This is a genomic window from Janthinobacterium sp. EB271-G4-7A (assembly GCF_020858075.1).
GTDB classification, from domain to species: Bacteria; Pseudomonadota; Gammaproteobacteria; order Burkholderiales; family Burkholderiaceae_D; genus Janthinobacterium; species Janthinobacterium lividum.
In genome coordinates this window covers 232820-247797 of the sequence record NZ_JACYMI010000006.1, presented here as the reverse complement: position 1 = coordinate 247797, position 14978 = coordinate 232820, and the positions used below count along the sequence as shown (strand labels likewise).

The window sequence follows — 14978 nt, the reverse complement described above, 5'->3', positions numbered from 1 at the left end:
CAGCACGCAGCATGCTGCTGCCTGCTGGCACAAGTTGGGATCAGGCAGGCGCCAGCGATTCGCGGCGTACCTCGTCCAGCCATTCCAGCAGGGGAATGGTGGCCGGCAGCAAGGGTTCCACGCCGACCGTGCCTTGCCAGGCGAACGCCTGTCCTTCCAGGCTTTGCGGCTCGCCCCGCCACTCGCGGCTGATATAGAAATGCAGGCGCACATGGGCGTGCGGATATACGTATTCGACGCCGCACCAGGCTTCGGCAGTATCGATATGCAAGCCCAGCTCCTCGACAAACTCGCGTTTCAAGGCGTCAAAAATGGCTTCGCCCGGTTCCACTTTACCGCCAGGAAATTCCCAATAGCCGTCATACGGCTTGCCGGCCGGGCGTTGGCCCAGCAGCACGTCACCATTCGGCTTCATCAGGATACCGACGGCGACGTCCACTGGTGTCACTTTCATATCACTCATTGCGGCAACTTTCCCGCAGGTAGTTTCCCAGCATAGTCGCGCGCGAATTGCCACGCCACCCGGCCTGAACGGGAACCGCGCTGCAATGCCCAGCGCAGGGCGTCGCCGCGCGCCGCGGCGATCTGTTCCGGCGTGCAGCCGAACGAAGCGAGCCAGTGCGCCGTGATATCGAGGTAATCGTCCTGCTTGAACGGGTAGAACGACAGCCACAGGCCGAAGCGTTCGGACAGCGAGATTTTCTCTTCCACCGTCTCGCCCGGATGCAGGTCGCCATCGTCGTCCGTCTTGTAGCTGCTGTTGTCCGACATGCGTTCCGGCATCAGGTGACGGCGGTTCGAGGTGGCGTAGATCAGCACATTGTCCGATTGCGCGGCGATGCTGCCGTCGAGCGCCACTTTCAGCGCCTTGTAGCCGCTCTCGCCCTCTTCGAACGACAGGTCGTCGCAAAAGATGATGAAGCGCTCGGGGCGCGCCGCCACCAGGTCGACGATGTCGGGCAGGTCGGCCAGGTCCGCCTTGTCCACTTCGATCAGGCGCAAGCCCTGGTCGGCGAACTGGTTCAGACAAGCCTTGATCAGCGAGGACTTGCCCGTGCCGCGCGCGCCCGTCAGCAGCACGTTGTTGGCCGGACGGCTGGCCACGAACTGGCGCGTGTTCTGCTCGATCTGCGCCTTTTGCGTGCCGATATTGTGCAAGTCATCCAGAGCGATGGACGACACGTGCGCCACGGCCTGCAGATGGCTGGCCGCGCCCTGGCGCCGGCGCCAGCGGAAAGCAAAGCTGTTCCAGTCGGTAGCCGGCAAGGCCGGCGGCAAGATCGACTCGAGGCGCGCCAGCACCCGCTCGGCGCGGATCAGGAATTGATCGAGGCTGGTCATGAGCGGTAGTCGGCGTTGATCGACACGTAGTCATGCGACAGGTCGCACGTCCACAGGGTGGCCGTGGCATCGCCGCGCGCCAGCTTGACGCGGATGGTGATTTCGCTTTGCTGCATCACGCGCTGGCCATCCTGCTCCTGGTAGTCCGGGTTGCGGCCGCCATTCTTGGCCACCCACACGTCGTCCAGGTACAGGTTCAATTGGCCCACGTCCAGGTCGTCCACGCCCGCATAGCCGATGGCGGCCAGGATGCGGCCCAGGTTCGGGTCGGAGGCGAAGAAGGCCGTTTTCACCAGCGGCGAATGGGCGATGGAATAGGCAATCTTGCGGCACTCTTCCACGTTGCGGCCGTCTTCCACCGTCACGGTCATGAACTTGGTGGCGCCTTCGCCGTCGCGCACGATGGCTTGCGCGAGAAAAGTAGACAGTTCGGTCACGGCAGCGGCCAGTTGCGCATAGTGCGGCGAATCGACGGAATCGATCACCAGGCTGCCGGCGCCCGTGGCGACCAGCATGAACGAGTCATTGGTGGATGTGTCGCCGTCGATGGTGATGCAGTTGAACGATTTGTCGGCCGCCTGTTTCACCAGCTGGTCCAGCACCGGTTGCGCCACGGTGGCGTCAAACGCGAGAAAACCCAGCATGGTGGCCATGTTCGGCTTGATCATGCCGGCGCCCTTGCTGATGCCCGTCAGGGTGACCGCGTGGCCACCGATGGTGACGGTGCGCGAACCGGCTTTCGGCTGCGTGTCGGTAGTCATGATGGCTTCGGCGGCCGAGAACCAGTTGTCCGATGTCAGCGCGGCCACGGCTTGCGGCAAGCCGGCGACCAGGCGCTGCACGGGCAAGGGTTCGAGGATCACGCCGGTGGAAAACGGCAGGATTTGCTGCGGGGTGCAGCCCAGCAGCTCGGCCAGCGCGGCGCAGCTGGCCTGCGCGTCGGCCAGGCCCGATTCGCCCGTGCCAGCATTCGCGTTGCCCGTGTTGACCAGCAGCGCGCGGATCGGCGCGGCGCCAGCCGTCACGGCGGCCAGGTTGGCTTTCGAGATTTGCACGGGCGCGGCGCAGAAGCGGTTCAAGGTGAACACGCCAGCCACGGTGGCCGTCGGCGCCAGTTTCAATACCAGCAAATCCTTGCGGTTGGGTTTCTTGATGCCGGCTTCGGCAACACCGATTTCAATGCCGGCGACGGCTTTCAAGTCGGCGGCGACGGGCTTGGGAGAATTGACGGCCATGGTGATTTCTTCTGCGAGGGAAAAGGGAAGCGCTATTGTAGCGCCTTCGCGGCTCGGGTGAACATGCGGCAAGGGAATCGTCGCGGCGGCCCGGACAACGCCAAGGCGGGCCGGCAGCGTGGCCAGGCTTGCGATTTATCAGAACGCCGCCGCTTGGCGGGGCTAAGGTGTAAGAACCGACGATCACGCGTCTCGCACAAGCGCCCGGGGAGGGGAGTCATGGCGCACGGAAAACCCTACCGCATGCATCGCAGCGATTCAGGCTCGGCACGCCCGTTACGTCTATGGTGTTTATGCTGCCTGTTTTGCCTGCTGGCCTCGTTGACGGCCTGTACGCTGCCAGGTGAAGCGGCCGATCATGCCATCGGCCACGCCACCGATCTGGCATCCACAGCGCCGCCGGCCGCTGAAACGCCGCCAGCCGCAGAATTTCCACCCACGACCGGGGTGCGACGGCCACCGCCAACCTTTCCATGGAGCAGCTCATGGTCAGGCATCGGCGGTTTGGTCGGCAACCTGGGCAACCTGACCGGCAGCAGCGGCATGCTCACGGGCAGTAGCGGCATGGCCAAGCCTGGCAACGAGACCCCACCAGCCGGCGCCGTGCACGTCACGGTGTACTACGCCACCGACAGGCAATACCAGGCCAGCAGCCGCAGCTATGGCTGGCAGCCCAACCGCGCCGCGCCCCACCTGAGCTACGGCAGCGTCCTCGTCAGCATCCCTGAAAAAAGAGCGCCGGGCGAACTGCCGTTGCCGCCCTGGTACGCTATCCTTTCCAGCGACAATGCGCAAAAATATGTGCTGATCAAGGAAGCCACGCGCCTGTCGCGCGAGGATTTTCTCGCCACCGTCAAGGCCAGGATACAGGCCGCGCCGGAACGGCACGCCGCCTTCATCTACATCCATGGCTACAGCAACTCCTTTGACGACGCCGCGCGGCGCACGGCGCAGATGGCGGTCGACCTCGATATCGGCGCCCTGCCCGTGTTCTACAGCTGGCCATCGAAAGGCACCTTGGCCGGCTATGAATACGACCAGAATTCGGCCGAATGGACGCAGGCGCACCTGCAAGCCTTCCTGGCCGACTTCGCGGCGCACTCGTCCGCCACCGATATCTACCTCATCGCCCACAGCATGGGCAACCGCCCGATGACCGTCGCCCTGGCCAACCTGCTGGAAAAACGCCCCGAACTGCTGCCCCTGTTCAAGCAGGTGGTGCTGGCAGCGCCTGACATCAATGCCGATGTCTTCCGCGACCAGATCGCCCCCCGTTTTGCCAGCCTCAAGCTCCCCGCCACCCTGTACGCTTCCGCGAACGACAAGGCCATCCGCGCTTCCTACAATTTTGCCGACTGGGACAGGATAGGCGACATCCGCGGCCCCGTCGTCAGCATCCCCGGCATGGAGCTCGTCGATGCCTCGGCCGTCATCATGAACTTCATGGGGCACGATTACTTCGCCAGCAACCGCGTCTTGCTGACCGATATCGCCACCATGATCAAGACTGGGCAACGGGCAAAAAATCGCGGCGGCTTGAAGGGCATTCCCTCGCAGGCGCCGCAATACTGGGCCTTTCCCTGAGCCGGGACCGCGCAAGACATTCCGGACATAAAAAAACGGAGACCGTGGTCTCCGTTTTTGTTCAGGCCATGCAGCGGGCTTTACGCCAGCTTGCCGTGGCAAGCCTTGTACTTCTTGCCGCTGCCGCAAGGGCATGGGTCGTTACGGCCAACCTTGACGCCCATGCTCACGCTCATGTCGTCGACGTTGTCCATGTTGCCGCCGGCCACAGGCGCCAGCAGCTCTTCCGGCGCAGCGTTCGGGTCGAATTCAGCGTGCTGGTAGTGCACGTTTTCCACGTGCGACTGCTGCATTGCCTGTTCGGCTGCATCGACTTCTTCGCGCGACTGGATGCGTACCGTCATCACGTGTTTCGTGACGTCGTTCTTGATCATGTCGAGCATCTGGCCAAACAGTTCAAACGCTTCGCGCTTGTATTCCTGTTTCGGGTTCTTCTGCGCATAACCGCGCAGGTGAATACCCTGGCGCAGGTGATCGAGCGCCGCCAGGTGTTCGCGCCAGTGGCTGTCCACGCTTTGCAGCATGACATTGCGTTCGAAGCCGCCAAACGATTCCTTGCCGACGATATCGATCTTCGACTGGTACACGGCATCGGCCGCGGCCAGCACTTTTTCCAGTATCTCGTCGTCCGTCAGGGTCGAATCGGCTTCCAGCATCTGCTGCAGCGGCAAGTCGAGCTGCCATTCGCCGGCCAGGGTGTTTTCCAGGCCCTTGATATCCCACTGCTCTTCCACCGATTCGTGCGGCACGTACTCGTGCACGAGGTCGGTGAACACGCCGTGACGCAAGGAAGCGATCATGTCGGAAATATCGGTCGTTTCCAGCAACTCGTTACGCTGCTGGTAGATGACTTTGCGCTGGTCGTTGGCGACGTCATCGTATTCCAGCAATTGCTTGCGGATGTCGAAGTTGCGCGCTTCCACCTTGCGCTGGGCCGATTCGATCGAACGCGAGACGATGCCTGCCTCGATCGGTTCGCCTTCCGGCATTTTCAAACGGTCCATCACGGCGCGCACGCGGTCGCCGGCGAAGATGCGCAGCAGCGCGTCGTCGAGCGACAGGTAGAAGCGCGACGAACCCGGATCGCCCTGGCGGCCGGCACGGCCACGCAGCTGATTGTCGACGCGGCGCGATTCGTGGCGTTCGGTGCCGATGATGTGCAAGCCGCCCGCATTGACCACGTGGTCGTGCAGGGATTGCCATTCATCGCGCAAGGTCTGCGACTGGGCTGCCTTGTCGGCGTCGCTCAGTTCAGCATTGGCTTCGATGAACTTGATCTGGTTTTCGACGTTACCGCCCAACACGATATCGGTACCGCGACCTGCCATGTTGGTGGCGATGGTGATGGCTTTCGGACGGCCTGCCTGGGCGATGATTTCCGCTTCGCGGGCATGCTGCTTCGCGTTCAGCACGTTGTGCGGCAAACCGGCCTTGGTCAGGATGCCCGACAGCAGTTCCGAGTTCTCGATCGAGGTCGTGCCCACCAGCACGGGCTGGCCGCGCTCGTAGCAGTCGCGGATGTCGTTCAACATCGCGTTGTATTTTTCCGCCGACGATTTGTAGACCTGATCCTGGCGGTCCTTGCGCTGCAGCGGACGGTTTTGCGGGATCACGACCGTTTCCAGGCCGTAGATTTCCTGGAATTCGTATGCTTCGGTATCGGCCGTGCCGGTCATGCCGGCCAGCTTGGCGTACATGCGGAAGTAGTTCTGGAAGGTGATCGAGGCCAGGGTCTGGTTCTCGTTCTGGATCTTGACGCCTTCCTTCGCTTCGACGGCCTGGTGCAAGCCATCGGACCAGCGGCGGCCCGTCATCAGACGGCCCGTGAATTCATCGACGATCACCACTTCATTGTTCTGCACCACATAGTGCTGATCCTTGAAGTACAGCGCATGCGCGCGCAGGGCCGCATACAGGTGGTGCACGAGGGTGATGTTGGCCGAATCGTACAGCGACGCGCCTTCCGGCAGCAGGCCCATTTCCATCAGGATGCCTTCGGCCTTTTCATGGCCGGCTTCCGTCAGCAGCACCTGGTGCGCTTTTTCATCCTTGGTATAGTCGCCCGGCACGTCAACCTTGCCCTTGCCGTCCGGCGTTTCTTCGCCGATCTGCAAAGTCAGGCGCGCAGGCACTTCATTGATCTTGTGATACAGGTCCGTATGATTCTCGGCCTGGCCCGAAATGATCAGCGGCGTACGCGCTTCATCGATCAGGATCGAGTCGACTTCATCGACGATGCCGAAGTTCAGGCTGCGCTGCACGCGCTCGCGCGCTTCGTAGACCATGTTGTCGCGCAAGAAGTCGAAACCGAATTCATTGTTGGTGCCATACGTGATGTCGGAGTTGTACGCCTGCTGCTTGGCGCTGTGCTCCATCTGCGACATGTTCACGCCCGTCGACAGGCCCAGCCATGCATACAGGCGACCCATGGTCTCGGCATCGCGCTGCGCCAGGTAGTCATTGACGGTGACGATATGCACGCCCTTGCCCGACAAGGCATTCAGGTAGGCTGGCAAGGTTGCCATCAGGGTCTTGCCCTCGCCCGTGCCCATCTCCGCGATCTTACCGAAATGCAAGACCATGCCGCCGATCATCTGCACATCGAAATGGCGCATGCGCAGGACGCGCTTGCTGGCCTCGCGGCAGACGGCAAATGCTTCCGGCAACAAGGCATCGAGCGATTCGCCAGCGGCGATGCGTTCCTTGAAGGCAGGCGTCTTCGCTTGCAGCTCGGCATCCGACAGCTTTTCGATGGCCGGCTCGAGCGCATTGATCTCGCGTACCGTTTTTTGGTATTGCTTGAGCAGCCGCTGGTTGCGGCTACCGAAAATCTGGGTCAGTAATGACATGCTTGAATTCTTGAAAAAACGCCGTTAAAAAAAGCTCGGTAGGGAACAACGAGGTAGTAATCGCGTCACCGCACGGAGTTCGACTATGGCAAAAGACGATGATTTTATCATGCGTTCCCGACATGGTTGGGGTAATGCGCCATATAACAATAGCTTAATGACAAACAAATGGCAGAAATTGCGGACATTTTCCATACTGTAAGGCAATACGGCCCGCCCGCCTGCGCCGCACCCGCCGCCGCACTCGTCATGCGCGGGCGAGTGTGCTATGTTTCGGCCATGCGAACTCCCACTTATTCTCCGGCACCGCGCCGCGGCTACGGCTTTGCCCGTTCAGGCCCGGCCGTCACGGGCGCAACCGATTTTCTGCGCGGCAATGCAACGATGGCCTCCCTGATGCCCACCGTCACGCGCCTGGCCGCCCTGCAAAAAGATTGCGCCAAGGCCTTGCCGGCCATGTTCGAGCATTGCGACATCCTGCAATTCGAGGGCGGCCAGCTCGTGCTGGCCACGCCGAACGCGGCGCTGGCGGCCAAGCTCAAGCAGCAATTGCCGAAACTGCAAGGGGAACTGGAAAGAAAGGGCTGGCAGATTTCAGGCATCAAGCTGAAAGTGCAAGTCATCAAGAGCATCGCGCCCATCGTGCATACGCGGGCGCTGGTCTTGCCGGAAAAAGCCATGTCGGCCCTGGAAGAGCTGAGCACGGCCCTGCCCGCGTCGAAACAGAACGAGCAATTGATCGCGGCGCTGCGCAATATGGTCCGCCACCACCGAGAACCAAAAGATTAGCAACGCCAGGCGGCAGCACGTAGGTCGGATTAGGCCCTTCGGGCCGTAATCCGACAACATTGTTGGCGCCTGCGGGGTTGTCGGATTACGGCCTGCGGCCTAATCCGACCTACGTCAACGACCACTCGCGCTCCATCTGCCGCAAATACGACTGCGGCGCCGCCTCGTTCGTGGCGAACGACACGATTTCATAGGATTCCGGCTGTTCCAGCAGCGCCAGCAGCAGCTGGTTGTTCAGCGCATGGCCCGACTTGTGCGCCGTGTAGTACGCGAGCAGGGGATGGCCCACCAGGTACAGGTCGCCGATGGCGTCGAGGATCTTGTGGCGCACGAACTCGTCTTCATAGCGCAAGCCATCGGCGTTGAGGATGCGGTACTCGTCCATGACGATGGCGTTTTCCAGCGAACCGCCACGGGCCAGGCCCATGCCGCGCAAGCTTTCCACGTCCTGCATGAAACCGAAGGTGCGCGCGCGCGCCACGTCATGCACATACGACACGTCGCCAAAATCCACGGAAGCGCGCTGCATCGTGCCATCGACGGCAGGATGGTTGAATTCGATGAAGAAATCGAGCTTGAAGCCGTCGTACGGCGACAAGCGCGCCCATTTCTCGGCGTCGCCCTTGCCGTGACGCACTTCCACCGGCTTGATGACCTTGATGAATTTCTTTGGCGCCTGCTGCTCTTCCACGCCCGCCTGCTGCAGCAGGTAGACGAAGGACGAGGCGGAACCGTCCATGATGGGAATTTCTTCCGCATTCACGTCGATGTACATATTGTCGACACCCAGGCCGGCCGCCGCCGACATCAGATGTTCCACGGTGGAAACCCTGGCGCCATCCTTGATCAGCACGGAAGCCATGCGCGTATCGCCCACGGCCATGGCGCTGGCGGGAAACTCGACGATGGGATCGAGGTCGATGCGGCGAAATACGATGCCCGTATCGATCGCGGCAGGACGCAAGATCAGCTCGACCTTGGTGCCAGAGTGCAAACCGACACCGATGGTGCGGACCTGTTGTTTGATAGTGCGTTGTTTTAACATCTGTCGATTATATCTATTTGCCGGATTTTCGTTGCGGCGCGGCATCGCCCACGCCAGAAATACCACAACGGCTCATCACGGATGTTCGCTTTCCGCATGCACGGCTTCGCGGCGCACCAGATAAATGCCGCTGCCGATGATGATGGCCGCGCCGATCAAGGTGTATTCGTCGGGCAAGGCACGCCACAGCATCCAGTCCAGGGCCATGCCCCATGCCAGGGCCGAGTATTCGAACGGCGCCACGCTGGACGCCTTGCCATGGCGAAATGCTTCCGTGATGGCCAACTGGCCCAGGAAGCCACTCAGTGACAAGCCTGCCAGCAGCCACCAGTCTTCGCGGCGGATACTCACCCACTCATGCGCCGACAGGGCCACACCGCCGAGGGCCATCATCACCATCAGCCAGAAGACCATGCTTTCGCTGGCGTCCGTGCGGCTCAGGATGCGTCCCGTCACGGCGGAAATGGCGTAACAGGCAGCCGAGCCCAGTACGGCCAGCCCGGCCAGCGAAAAGAATCCCGAACCGTCGGGGCGCAGCGCCACCAGCACGCCCAGCAGGCCCACGGCGATGGCGCACCAGCGCGCGAAGTCGACTTTTTCCTTGAGGATAAACACCGACAGGACCGTGATGAACAAGGGGGCAACAAAGAACAGCGCATATGTCTCGGCCAGCGACATGCGCTTCAAGCCGTAGGCGAACAGCGTGATCATCAGCACGCCCAGGGCGCCGCGCAGCAAATGCAGCGGCCAGCGCACCTTCAGCACGTTCTTGAAGGCGCCGCGGTACAGCAGGTACAGGCAGACGAGCGGCAACGACGACAGGGCGCGCAAGGCCGTCACCTGCATGGGAGGATAATGGGCGGACAACAGCTTCATGGCCGTGTCCATCAGGGAAAACATGGCGACGGCGATCAGCATCACATAGATGCTGCGCAGGTTTTGATTGCGGGGTATCAGGACAGACTCCTGGCGAAAGAGCGGGACCGTCATCATGGCGACGGCCGGAGCCAGGACAGCATGGTCTGGAAAGGCAGGGCCAGGCGGTCAGCCAGATTATAACAAGCGCGGCCGTTTTACCTTATGACACAGGCAACAGCATCACCAGTTTCAGTTCATGCTGGCGCGCCAGGTGCAGGGTCACCTGATTGAACGCCAGCAGTCCCTGTTGCGCATGCTGGAACTGGCGCAAGCCGCCATCGCGGCCCTGCACCTGCTGCGCGCCCCACCATAGGCGAAATTCAAAACTGGCGTCAGCCAGTTCCGCGATCAGGCCGGCCAGCGGCGCCTGGTCCGCCTGCCGGCCGATATCGGCGCGGAACTCCGCCACCAGGCGCTGCGCCCGTTCAGGCCAGCCGATGACCAGGTCGCGCGCCCCCGCGTCCAGGAACATGAAGCGCAGCTGGTTCGGTGCGGCCGCATCGCCATGCAGCCAGCCGGCAAACAAGGTGGATGCCGCCCCGTTCCACGCCACGGCATTCCATGCGCGGTCGAGGATGTACGCGGGCGCGTCGATGGCGGCAACGATGGCGGCCAGCTCGGCGACCGCAGGACCACTGCCCTCGCCTGTCCCGTGGCTGGGGTCATGCTTGTCGGCCACCTCGAACAGATAGGCGCGCTCGGCCGTGCTCAGCTGCAGCACCTGCGCCAGGCGCGCCAGCATCCTGGCCGATGCCGACACGGGCCGCCCCTGCTCCAGCCACGTCAGCCAGGTGGGACTGACATCGCACAGCTGTGCCAGCTCTTCGCGCCGCAAGCCCGGCGTGCGCCGCCGCCCGCCGCCGGGCAAGCCAGCCATGGCGGGGGTGACGGCTTCGCGCCGGGCGCGGATGAATTCAGCAAGTTTGTTCGACATGACAGCGGTGCATGGTAGTAGATATACCAGTATAAGTTATGGTCTTGTTACAGGATAATTTTATCCCTATTCTGCAGGAACTCACCCATCAACAGGAGAAAACCATGCAGCAGCACGATGTCGTTACCGAACAGTTTGGCAAGACGGCGAATGCCTACCTGAGCAGCGCCGTACATGCGCAAGGCGCCGACCTGGTGCTGATGCAGGAATGCGCGCGCCGCCACGGCAAGCCCGTCGTCCTGGACCTGGGCTGCGGCGCAGGCCACGCCAGCTTTGCCGTCGCCCCCGTGGCAGCTTCCGTCGTCGCCTACGATCTGGCGCAGCCCATGCTCGACGTGGTCGACCACGCCAGGGCGCAGCGCGGCTTGCACAACATCAGCACGCAGCAGGGCGATGTGGCCCGCCTGCCGTTTGCCGACGCCAGCTTCGACATGGTCGTCACGCGCTTTTCCGCGCATCACTGGAACGATGTGGCGGGAGCCCTGGCCGAAGCGTGGCGCGTGCTGCGCCCGAACGGCACCTTGCTGGTGGTCGACATCGTCGCGCCGAAAACGGCCCTGTACGACAGCACGCTGCAGGCGGTGGAAATGCTGCGCGACGCTTCGCACGTGCGCGACTACCGCACCTGCGAATGGGGCGCCAAGTTCGATAACGCGGGCTTTACGCACAGCTTGCGCAGCGTGTGGAAACTGACGATGCAGTTCGACGAGTGGGTGGCGCGCATGCGCACGCCGATCGAAAGAGTGGCGGCCATCCGCAACCTGTTCGATGGCGCGCCCGAGGAAGCGCGCCGGTATTTCGCACTGCAGGACGATTATTCGTTCAGCATCGATGCGGCCATGTTCGAGGCGACGAAACCCTCAGTACAGTAAACGTAAAAACGGCGCCGATGGCGCCGTTTTCATGCGGACAGGAAGCGCTTAAGCCAGTTGGCCCAGCAGCGTCTCGGCATTCGACACTTCAAACTTGCCGCCCTGCTCGATGTTCAATTGCGTCACGACGCCATTGTCGACCAGCAGCGAGTAGCGCTGCGAGCGCGTACCCATGCCATGCTTGGAAAAATCGGCGTCCAGGCCCAGGGCCTTGCTGTAGGCGGCATTGCCGTCAGCCATCATGCGCACCACGCCGGTGGCTTTCTGGTCACGGCCCCAGGCACCCATCACGAACGCGTCGTTGACGGAGATGCACCAGATTTCATCGACGCCCTTGGCTTTCAGGTCGGCAGCGTGCTTGACGTAGCCTGGCACGTGCTGTGCGGAACAGGTCGGGGTATACGCGCCTGGCAGGCCGAAGATGGCGATCTTCTTGCCCTTGACCAGGTCTTGCACGTTGAACGTGTTCGGGCCCAGTGCGCAACCTTCGGTTTCGCTTTCGATGAATTCGGCCAGGGTGCCTTCTGGCAGGGTGTCGCCGATCTTGATGGTCATGTTGACTCCTTGTGTGCTGTCGGTGGAAAACGCTCGCCGCCCGGCCGGGCGGAAAACGCGTGTATTCTGGTTCGGCTAGCATGATGCTGGCTCAGCGCGATAGTATGCCTGACTTGCCGTATTTGTGCAGAAAATGGCCGGAAAGACAAAGTCAAAAGTCAAAACCCGGCAAAAAAAACGGCGGCCCTCAGGCCGCCGTCATCCGTGCATACATCAAACCACCTTAGTCAGCTTGCTTACGCAGGAAGGCGGGAATGTCGTACGTCTCCATGCCATTCTTTTCCATCGCGCGCACTTGCTCGGAAGCCGATTCGCGACGCCATACCGCCGGCGCCTTCATGCCGTCGAAACCGGCAGCCGGCGTGGCCACGCCAACCGTCGTCGTCGCCGCTTGCGCGCTACCCATGGCAGCCGACGGGGTCAACGGGCTGTTGTGGGTGCCGGTGCGCAGCACTTGCTGCGGTACCAGCTGGATGTTTTTCTTGGCGCGGCCCAGGCCCGTGGCCACCACGGTAACGCGGATGTCGTCGCCCATGGCGTCGTCGTAGGCGATACCTTGCGCGATCGACGCGTCCGGCGCGGCAAACGCGCGCACGGCAGCCATGACTTCCTTGATCTCTTTACCTTTCAAACCACGGCTGGCCGTGACGTTGACCAGCACGCCGCGCGCGCCGGACAGATCGATGCCATCCAACAGCGGCGAAGCGACAGCCTGTTCGGCGGCGATGCGCGCGCGGTCGACGCCGGAAGCCGTCGCCGTGCCCATCATGGCCTTGCCCTGCTCGCCCATGATGGTTTTCACGTCGTTGAAGTCGACGTTGATATGGCCAGGCACGTTGATGATCTCGGCAATGCCAGCCACCGCGTTGTTGAGCACATCATCGGCGTGCTGCATCCATTCCAGCATGCTTTCGTCTTCGTAGATCTCTTCCAGCTTTTCATTGAGGATGATGATCAGCGAATCGACGTGCAGGGACAGCTGCTCCAGGCCTTCGTCGGCGATGTCCATGCACTTCTGGCCTTCGTACGAAAATGGCTTGGAGACCACGGCCACCGTCAGCGCGCCCAGTTCCTTGGCCACTTCGGCCACGATAGGAGCGGCGCCCGTGCCCGTGCCGCCGCCCATGCCGGCAGCGATGAAGACCATGTGCGCGCCGCGCAGCGAATCGGCGATGCGCGCGCGCGATTCTTCCGCCAGCTGGCGGCCGACGGCAGGCTTCATGCCGGCGCCCAGACCGGTATCGCCGATCTGGATGATGTTGTGGGCCTTCGATGTCGACAGGGCCTGTGCGTCGGTGTTGGCGGCAATGAACTCCACGCCCGACATGCCTTTGTTGATCATGTGTTGGACTGCATTGCCACCCGCACCGCCGACGCCGACGACCTTGATGACGGTACCTAAAGCTGTGTTATCGACCATATCGAACTCCATGATGTGCTCCTATCAGATGCGGTTTCCAAGCGCCAGGCCTCATATTGGTAGGAGAACTGGAGATTGAAAACTGCGGTTAAATATAAAATAAAGTTATGTGTGTGTACCTGCGATGCTGCCAAAAACCTGTCCTGCCGGGCGAAAATCATGCCCTTAAAAATTCCCTAAAAACCATTCCTTCATGCGCTGCCAGACTGCCTTCACCGAGCCGTCCTGACGCGTCACGATGTGGCCGCGCAGGTATTGCTTCTTCGCTTCCAGCAGCAGGCCCAATACCGTGGCATAGCGCGGACTGCGCACCACGTCGGCCAGCTGTCCCCGATACTCGGGCGTGCCCAGGCGCGCCGGTTTCAGGAAAATATCTTCCGCCATTTCCACCATGCCGGGCATGATGGAGGTGCCGCCCGTGAGCACGATGCCCGACGACAGCACGCCTTCATAACCGGATTCACGCACCACCTGGTGCACCATGGCGAACAGCTCCTCGACGCGCGGCTCGATCACTGCCGCCAGCGCCTGGCGCGACAGGTTGCGCGGGCCGCGGTCGCCCAGGCCAGGCACTTCCAGCGATTCGCCGGGGTCGGCCAGGACCTGCTTGGCCACGCCATAGCGGATCTTGATTTCTTCCGCTTCCGCGGTCGGGGTGCGCAAGGCCATGGCGATGTCGTTGGTGATCTGGTCGCCGGCGATGGGGATGACTGCCGTATGGCGGATCGCGCCATCGGAAAATACCGCCACATCGGTCGTGCCGCCACCGATGTCGATCAGTACCACGCCCAGTTCCTTCTCGTCGGGCGTGAGCACCGCGTCGGCGGACGCCATCGGCTGCAGGATCAGGTCCGACACTTCCAGGCCGCAGCGGCGCACGCACTTGACGATGTTCTGCACCGCCGACACGGCGCCGGTGACGATATGCACCTTCACCTCCAGGCGGATGCCGCTCATGCCGATAGGCTCGCGCACATCTTCCTGGCTGTCGACGATGAACTCTTGCGGCACCGTGTGCAGCAATTGCTGATCGGTCGGAATGTTAACCGCTTTTGCCGTCTCGATGACGCGCGCCACGTCGGTCGCCGTCACTTCCTTGTCCTTGATGGCCACCATGCCGCTGGAATTGAAGCTGCGGATATGGCTGCCCGCAATGCCCGCGTACACATTGCGGATCTTGCAGTCGGCCATCAGCTCGGCCTCTTCCAGCGCGCGCTGGATGGACTCCACCGTGGCCTCGATATTGACCACCACGCCTTTTTTCAGGCCCTTCGATTCGTGCTGGCCCAGCCCGATCACTTCGTGGCGCCCGTCGGACATCACTTCGGCTACCACCGCCACCACTTTCGAGGTGCCGATGTCGAGGCCGACGATCAGGTTTTTCGCGTCTTTTGTCATTTCTGTCGCCTACTGTATGGGCTATAAATTAAAATTAT

13 protein-coding genes are annotated in these 14978 nt (G+C 62.0%); 3 read left to right on the top strand and 10 right to left on the bottom strand.

Annotated elements, in window-relative coordinates; all coding sequences use genetic code 11:
- Window positions 1–40: 40 nt before the first annotated feature.
- The 3 genes from IGS58_RS27455 to argJ are packed head-to-tail and all read right to left on the bottom strand — an operon-like array spanning window position 41 to window position 2576.
- Window positions 41–463 carry an NUDIX domain-containing protein gene (locus tag IGS58_RS27455; protein WP_070258873.1) on the bottom strand — a complete coding sequence of 141 codons (423 nt, stop codon included), beginning with the start codon at window positions 461–463 and terminating at the stop codon, window positions 41–43.
- Window positions 460–1341: an ATP-binding protein gene (locus IGS58_RS27450; RefSeq protein ID WP_034784990.1), complete on the bottom strand. Its 882-nt coding sequence runs from the start codon at window positions 1339–1341 to the stop codon at window positions 460–462. Before IGS58_RS27450 ends, IGS58_RS27455 begins: the two co-directional genes overlap by 4 nt.
- Window positions 1338–2576, bottom strand: a complete 1239-nt coding sequence (gene argJ, locus IGS58_RS27445; protein WP_230523167.1) for a bifunctional glutamate N-acetyltransferase/amino-acid acetyltransferase ArgJ — start codon at window positions 2574–2576, stop codon at window positions 1338–1340. Before argJ ends, IGS58_RS27450 begins: the two co-directional genes overlap by 4 nt.
- Before the next feature lie 504 nt (window positions 2577–3080).
- Between argJ and IGS58_RS27440 the strand changes: the two genes are divergently transcribed.
- A complete protein-coding gene (locus tag IGS58_RS27440; RefSeq protein ID WP_230523166.1) occupies window positions 3081–4160 on the top strand; it encodes an alpha/beta hydrolase in 1080 nt (359 codons plus the stop codon).
- A gap of 80 nt (window positions 4161–4240) precedes the next feature.
- Here IGS58_RS27440 and secA read toward each other — a convergent pair whose 3' ends face one another.
- Window positions 4241–7009 (bottom strand): preprotein translocase subunit SecA, encoded by a 2769-nt coding sequence (secA, locus tag IGS58_RS27435; protein WP_151092740.1) that lies wholly within the window; start codon window positions 7007–7009, stop codon window positions 4241–4243.
- Window positions 7010–7288: 279 nt separating this feature from the next.
- Here secA and IGS58_RS27430 point away from each other — a divergent pair, with 279 nt between their 5' ends.
- Window positions 7289–7798, top strand: a complete 510-nt coding sequence (locus tag IGS58_RS27430) for a DciA family protein (RefSeq protein ID WP_034748833.1) — start codon at window positions 7289–7291, stop codon at window positions 7796–7798.
- A gap of 109 nt (window positions 7799–7907) precedes the next feature.
- Here IGS58_RS27430 and lpxC read toward each other — a convergent pair whose 3' ends face one another.
- The 3 genes from lpxC to IGS58_RS27415 form a co-directional block, all read right to left on the bottom strand.
- Complete coding sequence (lpxC, locus tag IGS58_RS27425) at window positions 7908–8843, bottom strand: UDP-3-O-acyl-N-acetylglucosamine deacetylase (protein ID WP_070258868.1); 936 nt, start codon at window positions 8841–8843, stop codon at window positions 7908–7910.
- A gap of 75 nt (window positions 8844–8918) precedes the next feature.
- Window positions 8919–9761, bottom strand: a complete 843-nt coding sequence (locus IGS58_RS27420) for a DMT family transporter (protein ID WP_070258932.1) — start codon at window positions 9759–9761, stop codon at window positions 8919–8921.
- 160 nt (window positions 9762–9921) lie between these two features.
- Window positions 9922–10695 carry a helix-turn-helix transcriptional regulator gene (locus tag IGS58_RS27415; RefSeq protein WP_070258866.1) on the bottom strand — a complete coding sequence of 258 codons (774 nt, stop codon included), beginning with the start codon at window positions 10693–10695 and terminating at the stop codon, window positions 9922–9924.
- Window positions 10696–10799: 104 nt separating this feature from the next.
- Here IGS58_RS27415 and IGS58_RS27410 point away from each other — a divergent pair, with 104 nt between their 5' ends.
- Window positions 10800–11567: a class I SAM-dependent methyltransferase gene (locus tag IGS58_RS27410; RefSeq protein WP_070258864.1), complete on the top strand. Its 768-nt coding sequence runs from the start codon at window positions 10800–10802 to the stop codon at window positions 11565–11567.
- Window positions 11568–11615: 48 nt separating this feature from the next.
- Here IGS58_RS27410 and IGS58_RS27405 read toward each other — a convergent pair whose 3' ends face one another.
- The 3 genes from IGS58_RS27405 to ftsA all read right to left on the bottom strand — a co-directional run bounded on the left by IGS58_RS27405 (window position 11616) and on the right by ftsA (window position 14940).
- The gene (locus IGS58_RS27405; RefSeq protein ID WP_034784976.1) at window positions 11616–12122 is read right to left on the bottom strand and encodes a peroxiredoxin; all 507 of its coding nucleotides are present in this window, start codon (window positions 12120–12122) and stop codon (window positions 11616–11618) included.
- Between the two features lie 223 nt (window positions 12123–12345).
- Window positions 12346–13554 (bottom strand): cell division protein FtsZ, encoded by a 1209-nt coding sequence (ftsZ, locus tag IGS58_RS27400; protein WP_034784974.1) that lies wholly within the window; start codon window positions 13552–13554, stop codon window positions 12346–12348.
- 153 nt (window positions 13555–13707) lie between these two features.
- Window positions 13708–14940 (bottom strand): cell division protein FtsA, encoded by a 1233-nt coding sequence (gene ftsA / locus IGS58_RS27395; RefSeq protein WP_010394955.1) that lies wholly within the window; start codon window positions 14938–14940, stop codon window positions 13708–13710.
- Between the last annotated feature and the right edge of the window lie 38 nt (window positions 14941–14978).

Excerpts from the sequence above, each read along its gene's own strand:
- IGS58_RS27415 (WP_070258866.1), bottom strand. The coding sequence starts at position 10,695 with ATGTCGAACAAACTTGCTGAATTCATCCGCGCCCGGCGCGAAGCCGTC.
- ftsZ (WP_034784974.1), bottom strand. The coding sequence starts at position 13,554 with ATGGAGTTCGATATGGTCGATAACACAGCTTTAGGTACCGTCATCAAG.
- lpxC (WP_070258868.1), bottom strand. The coding sequence starts at position 8,843 with ATGTTAAAACAACGCACTATCAAACAACAGGTCCGCACCATCGGTGTC.
- IGS58_RS27410 (WP_070258864.1), top strand. The coding sequence starts at position 10,800 with ATGCAGCAGCACGATGTCGTTACCGAACAGTTTGGCAAGACGGCGAAT.
- IGS58_RS27430 (WP_034748833.1), top strand. The coding sequence starts at position 7,289 with ATGCGAACTCCCACTTATTCTCCGGCACCGCGCCGCGGCTACGGCTTT.
- IGS58_RS27405 (WP_034784976.1), bottom strand. The coding sequence starts at position 12,122 with ATGACCATCAAGATCGGCGACACCCTGCCAGAAGGCACCCTGGCCGAA.
- IGS58_RS27455 (WP_070258873.1), bottom strand. The coding sequence starts at position 463 with ATGAGTGATATGAAAGTGACACCAGTGGACGTCGCCGTCGGTATCCTG.
- secA (WP_151092740.1), bottom strand. The coding sequence starts at position 7,009 with ATGTCATTACTGACCCAGATTTTCGGTAGCCGCAACCAGCGGCTGCTC.
- IGS58_RS27450 (WP_034784990.1), bottom strand. The coding sequence starts at position 1,341 with ATGACCAGCCTCGATCAATTCCTGATCCGCGCCGAGCGGGTGCTGGCG.
- ftsA (WP_010394955.1), bottom strand. The coding sequence starts at position 14,940 with ATGACAAAAGACGCGAAAAACCTGATCGTCGGCCTCGACATCGGCACC.
- IGS58_RS27420 (WP_070258932.1), bottom strand. The coding sequence starts at position 9,761 with ATGCTGATCGCCGTCGCCATGTTTTCCCTGATGGACACGGCCATGAAG.
- argJ (WP_230523167.1), bottom strand. The coding sequence starts at position 2,576 with ATGGCCGTCAATTCTCCCAAGCCCGTCGCCGCCGACTTGAAAGCCGTC.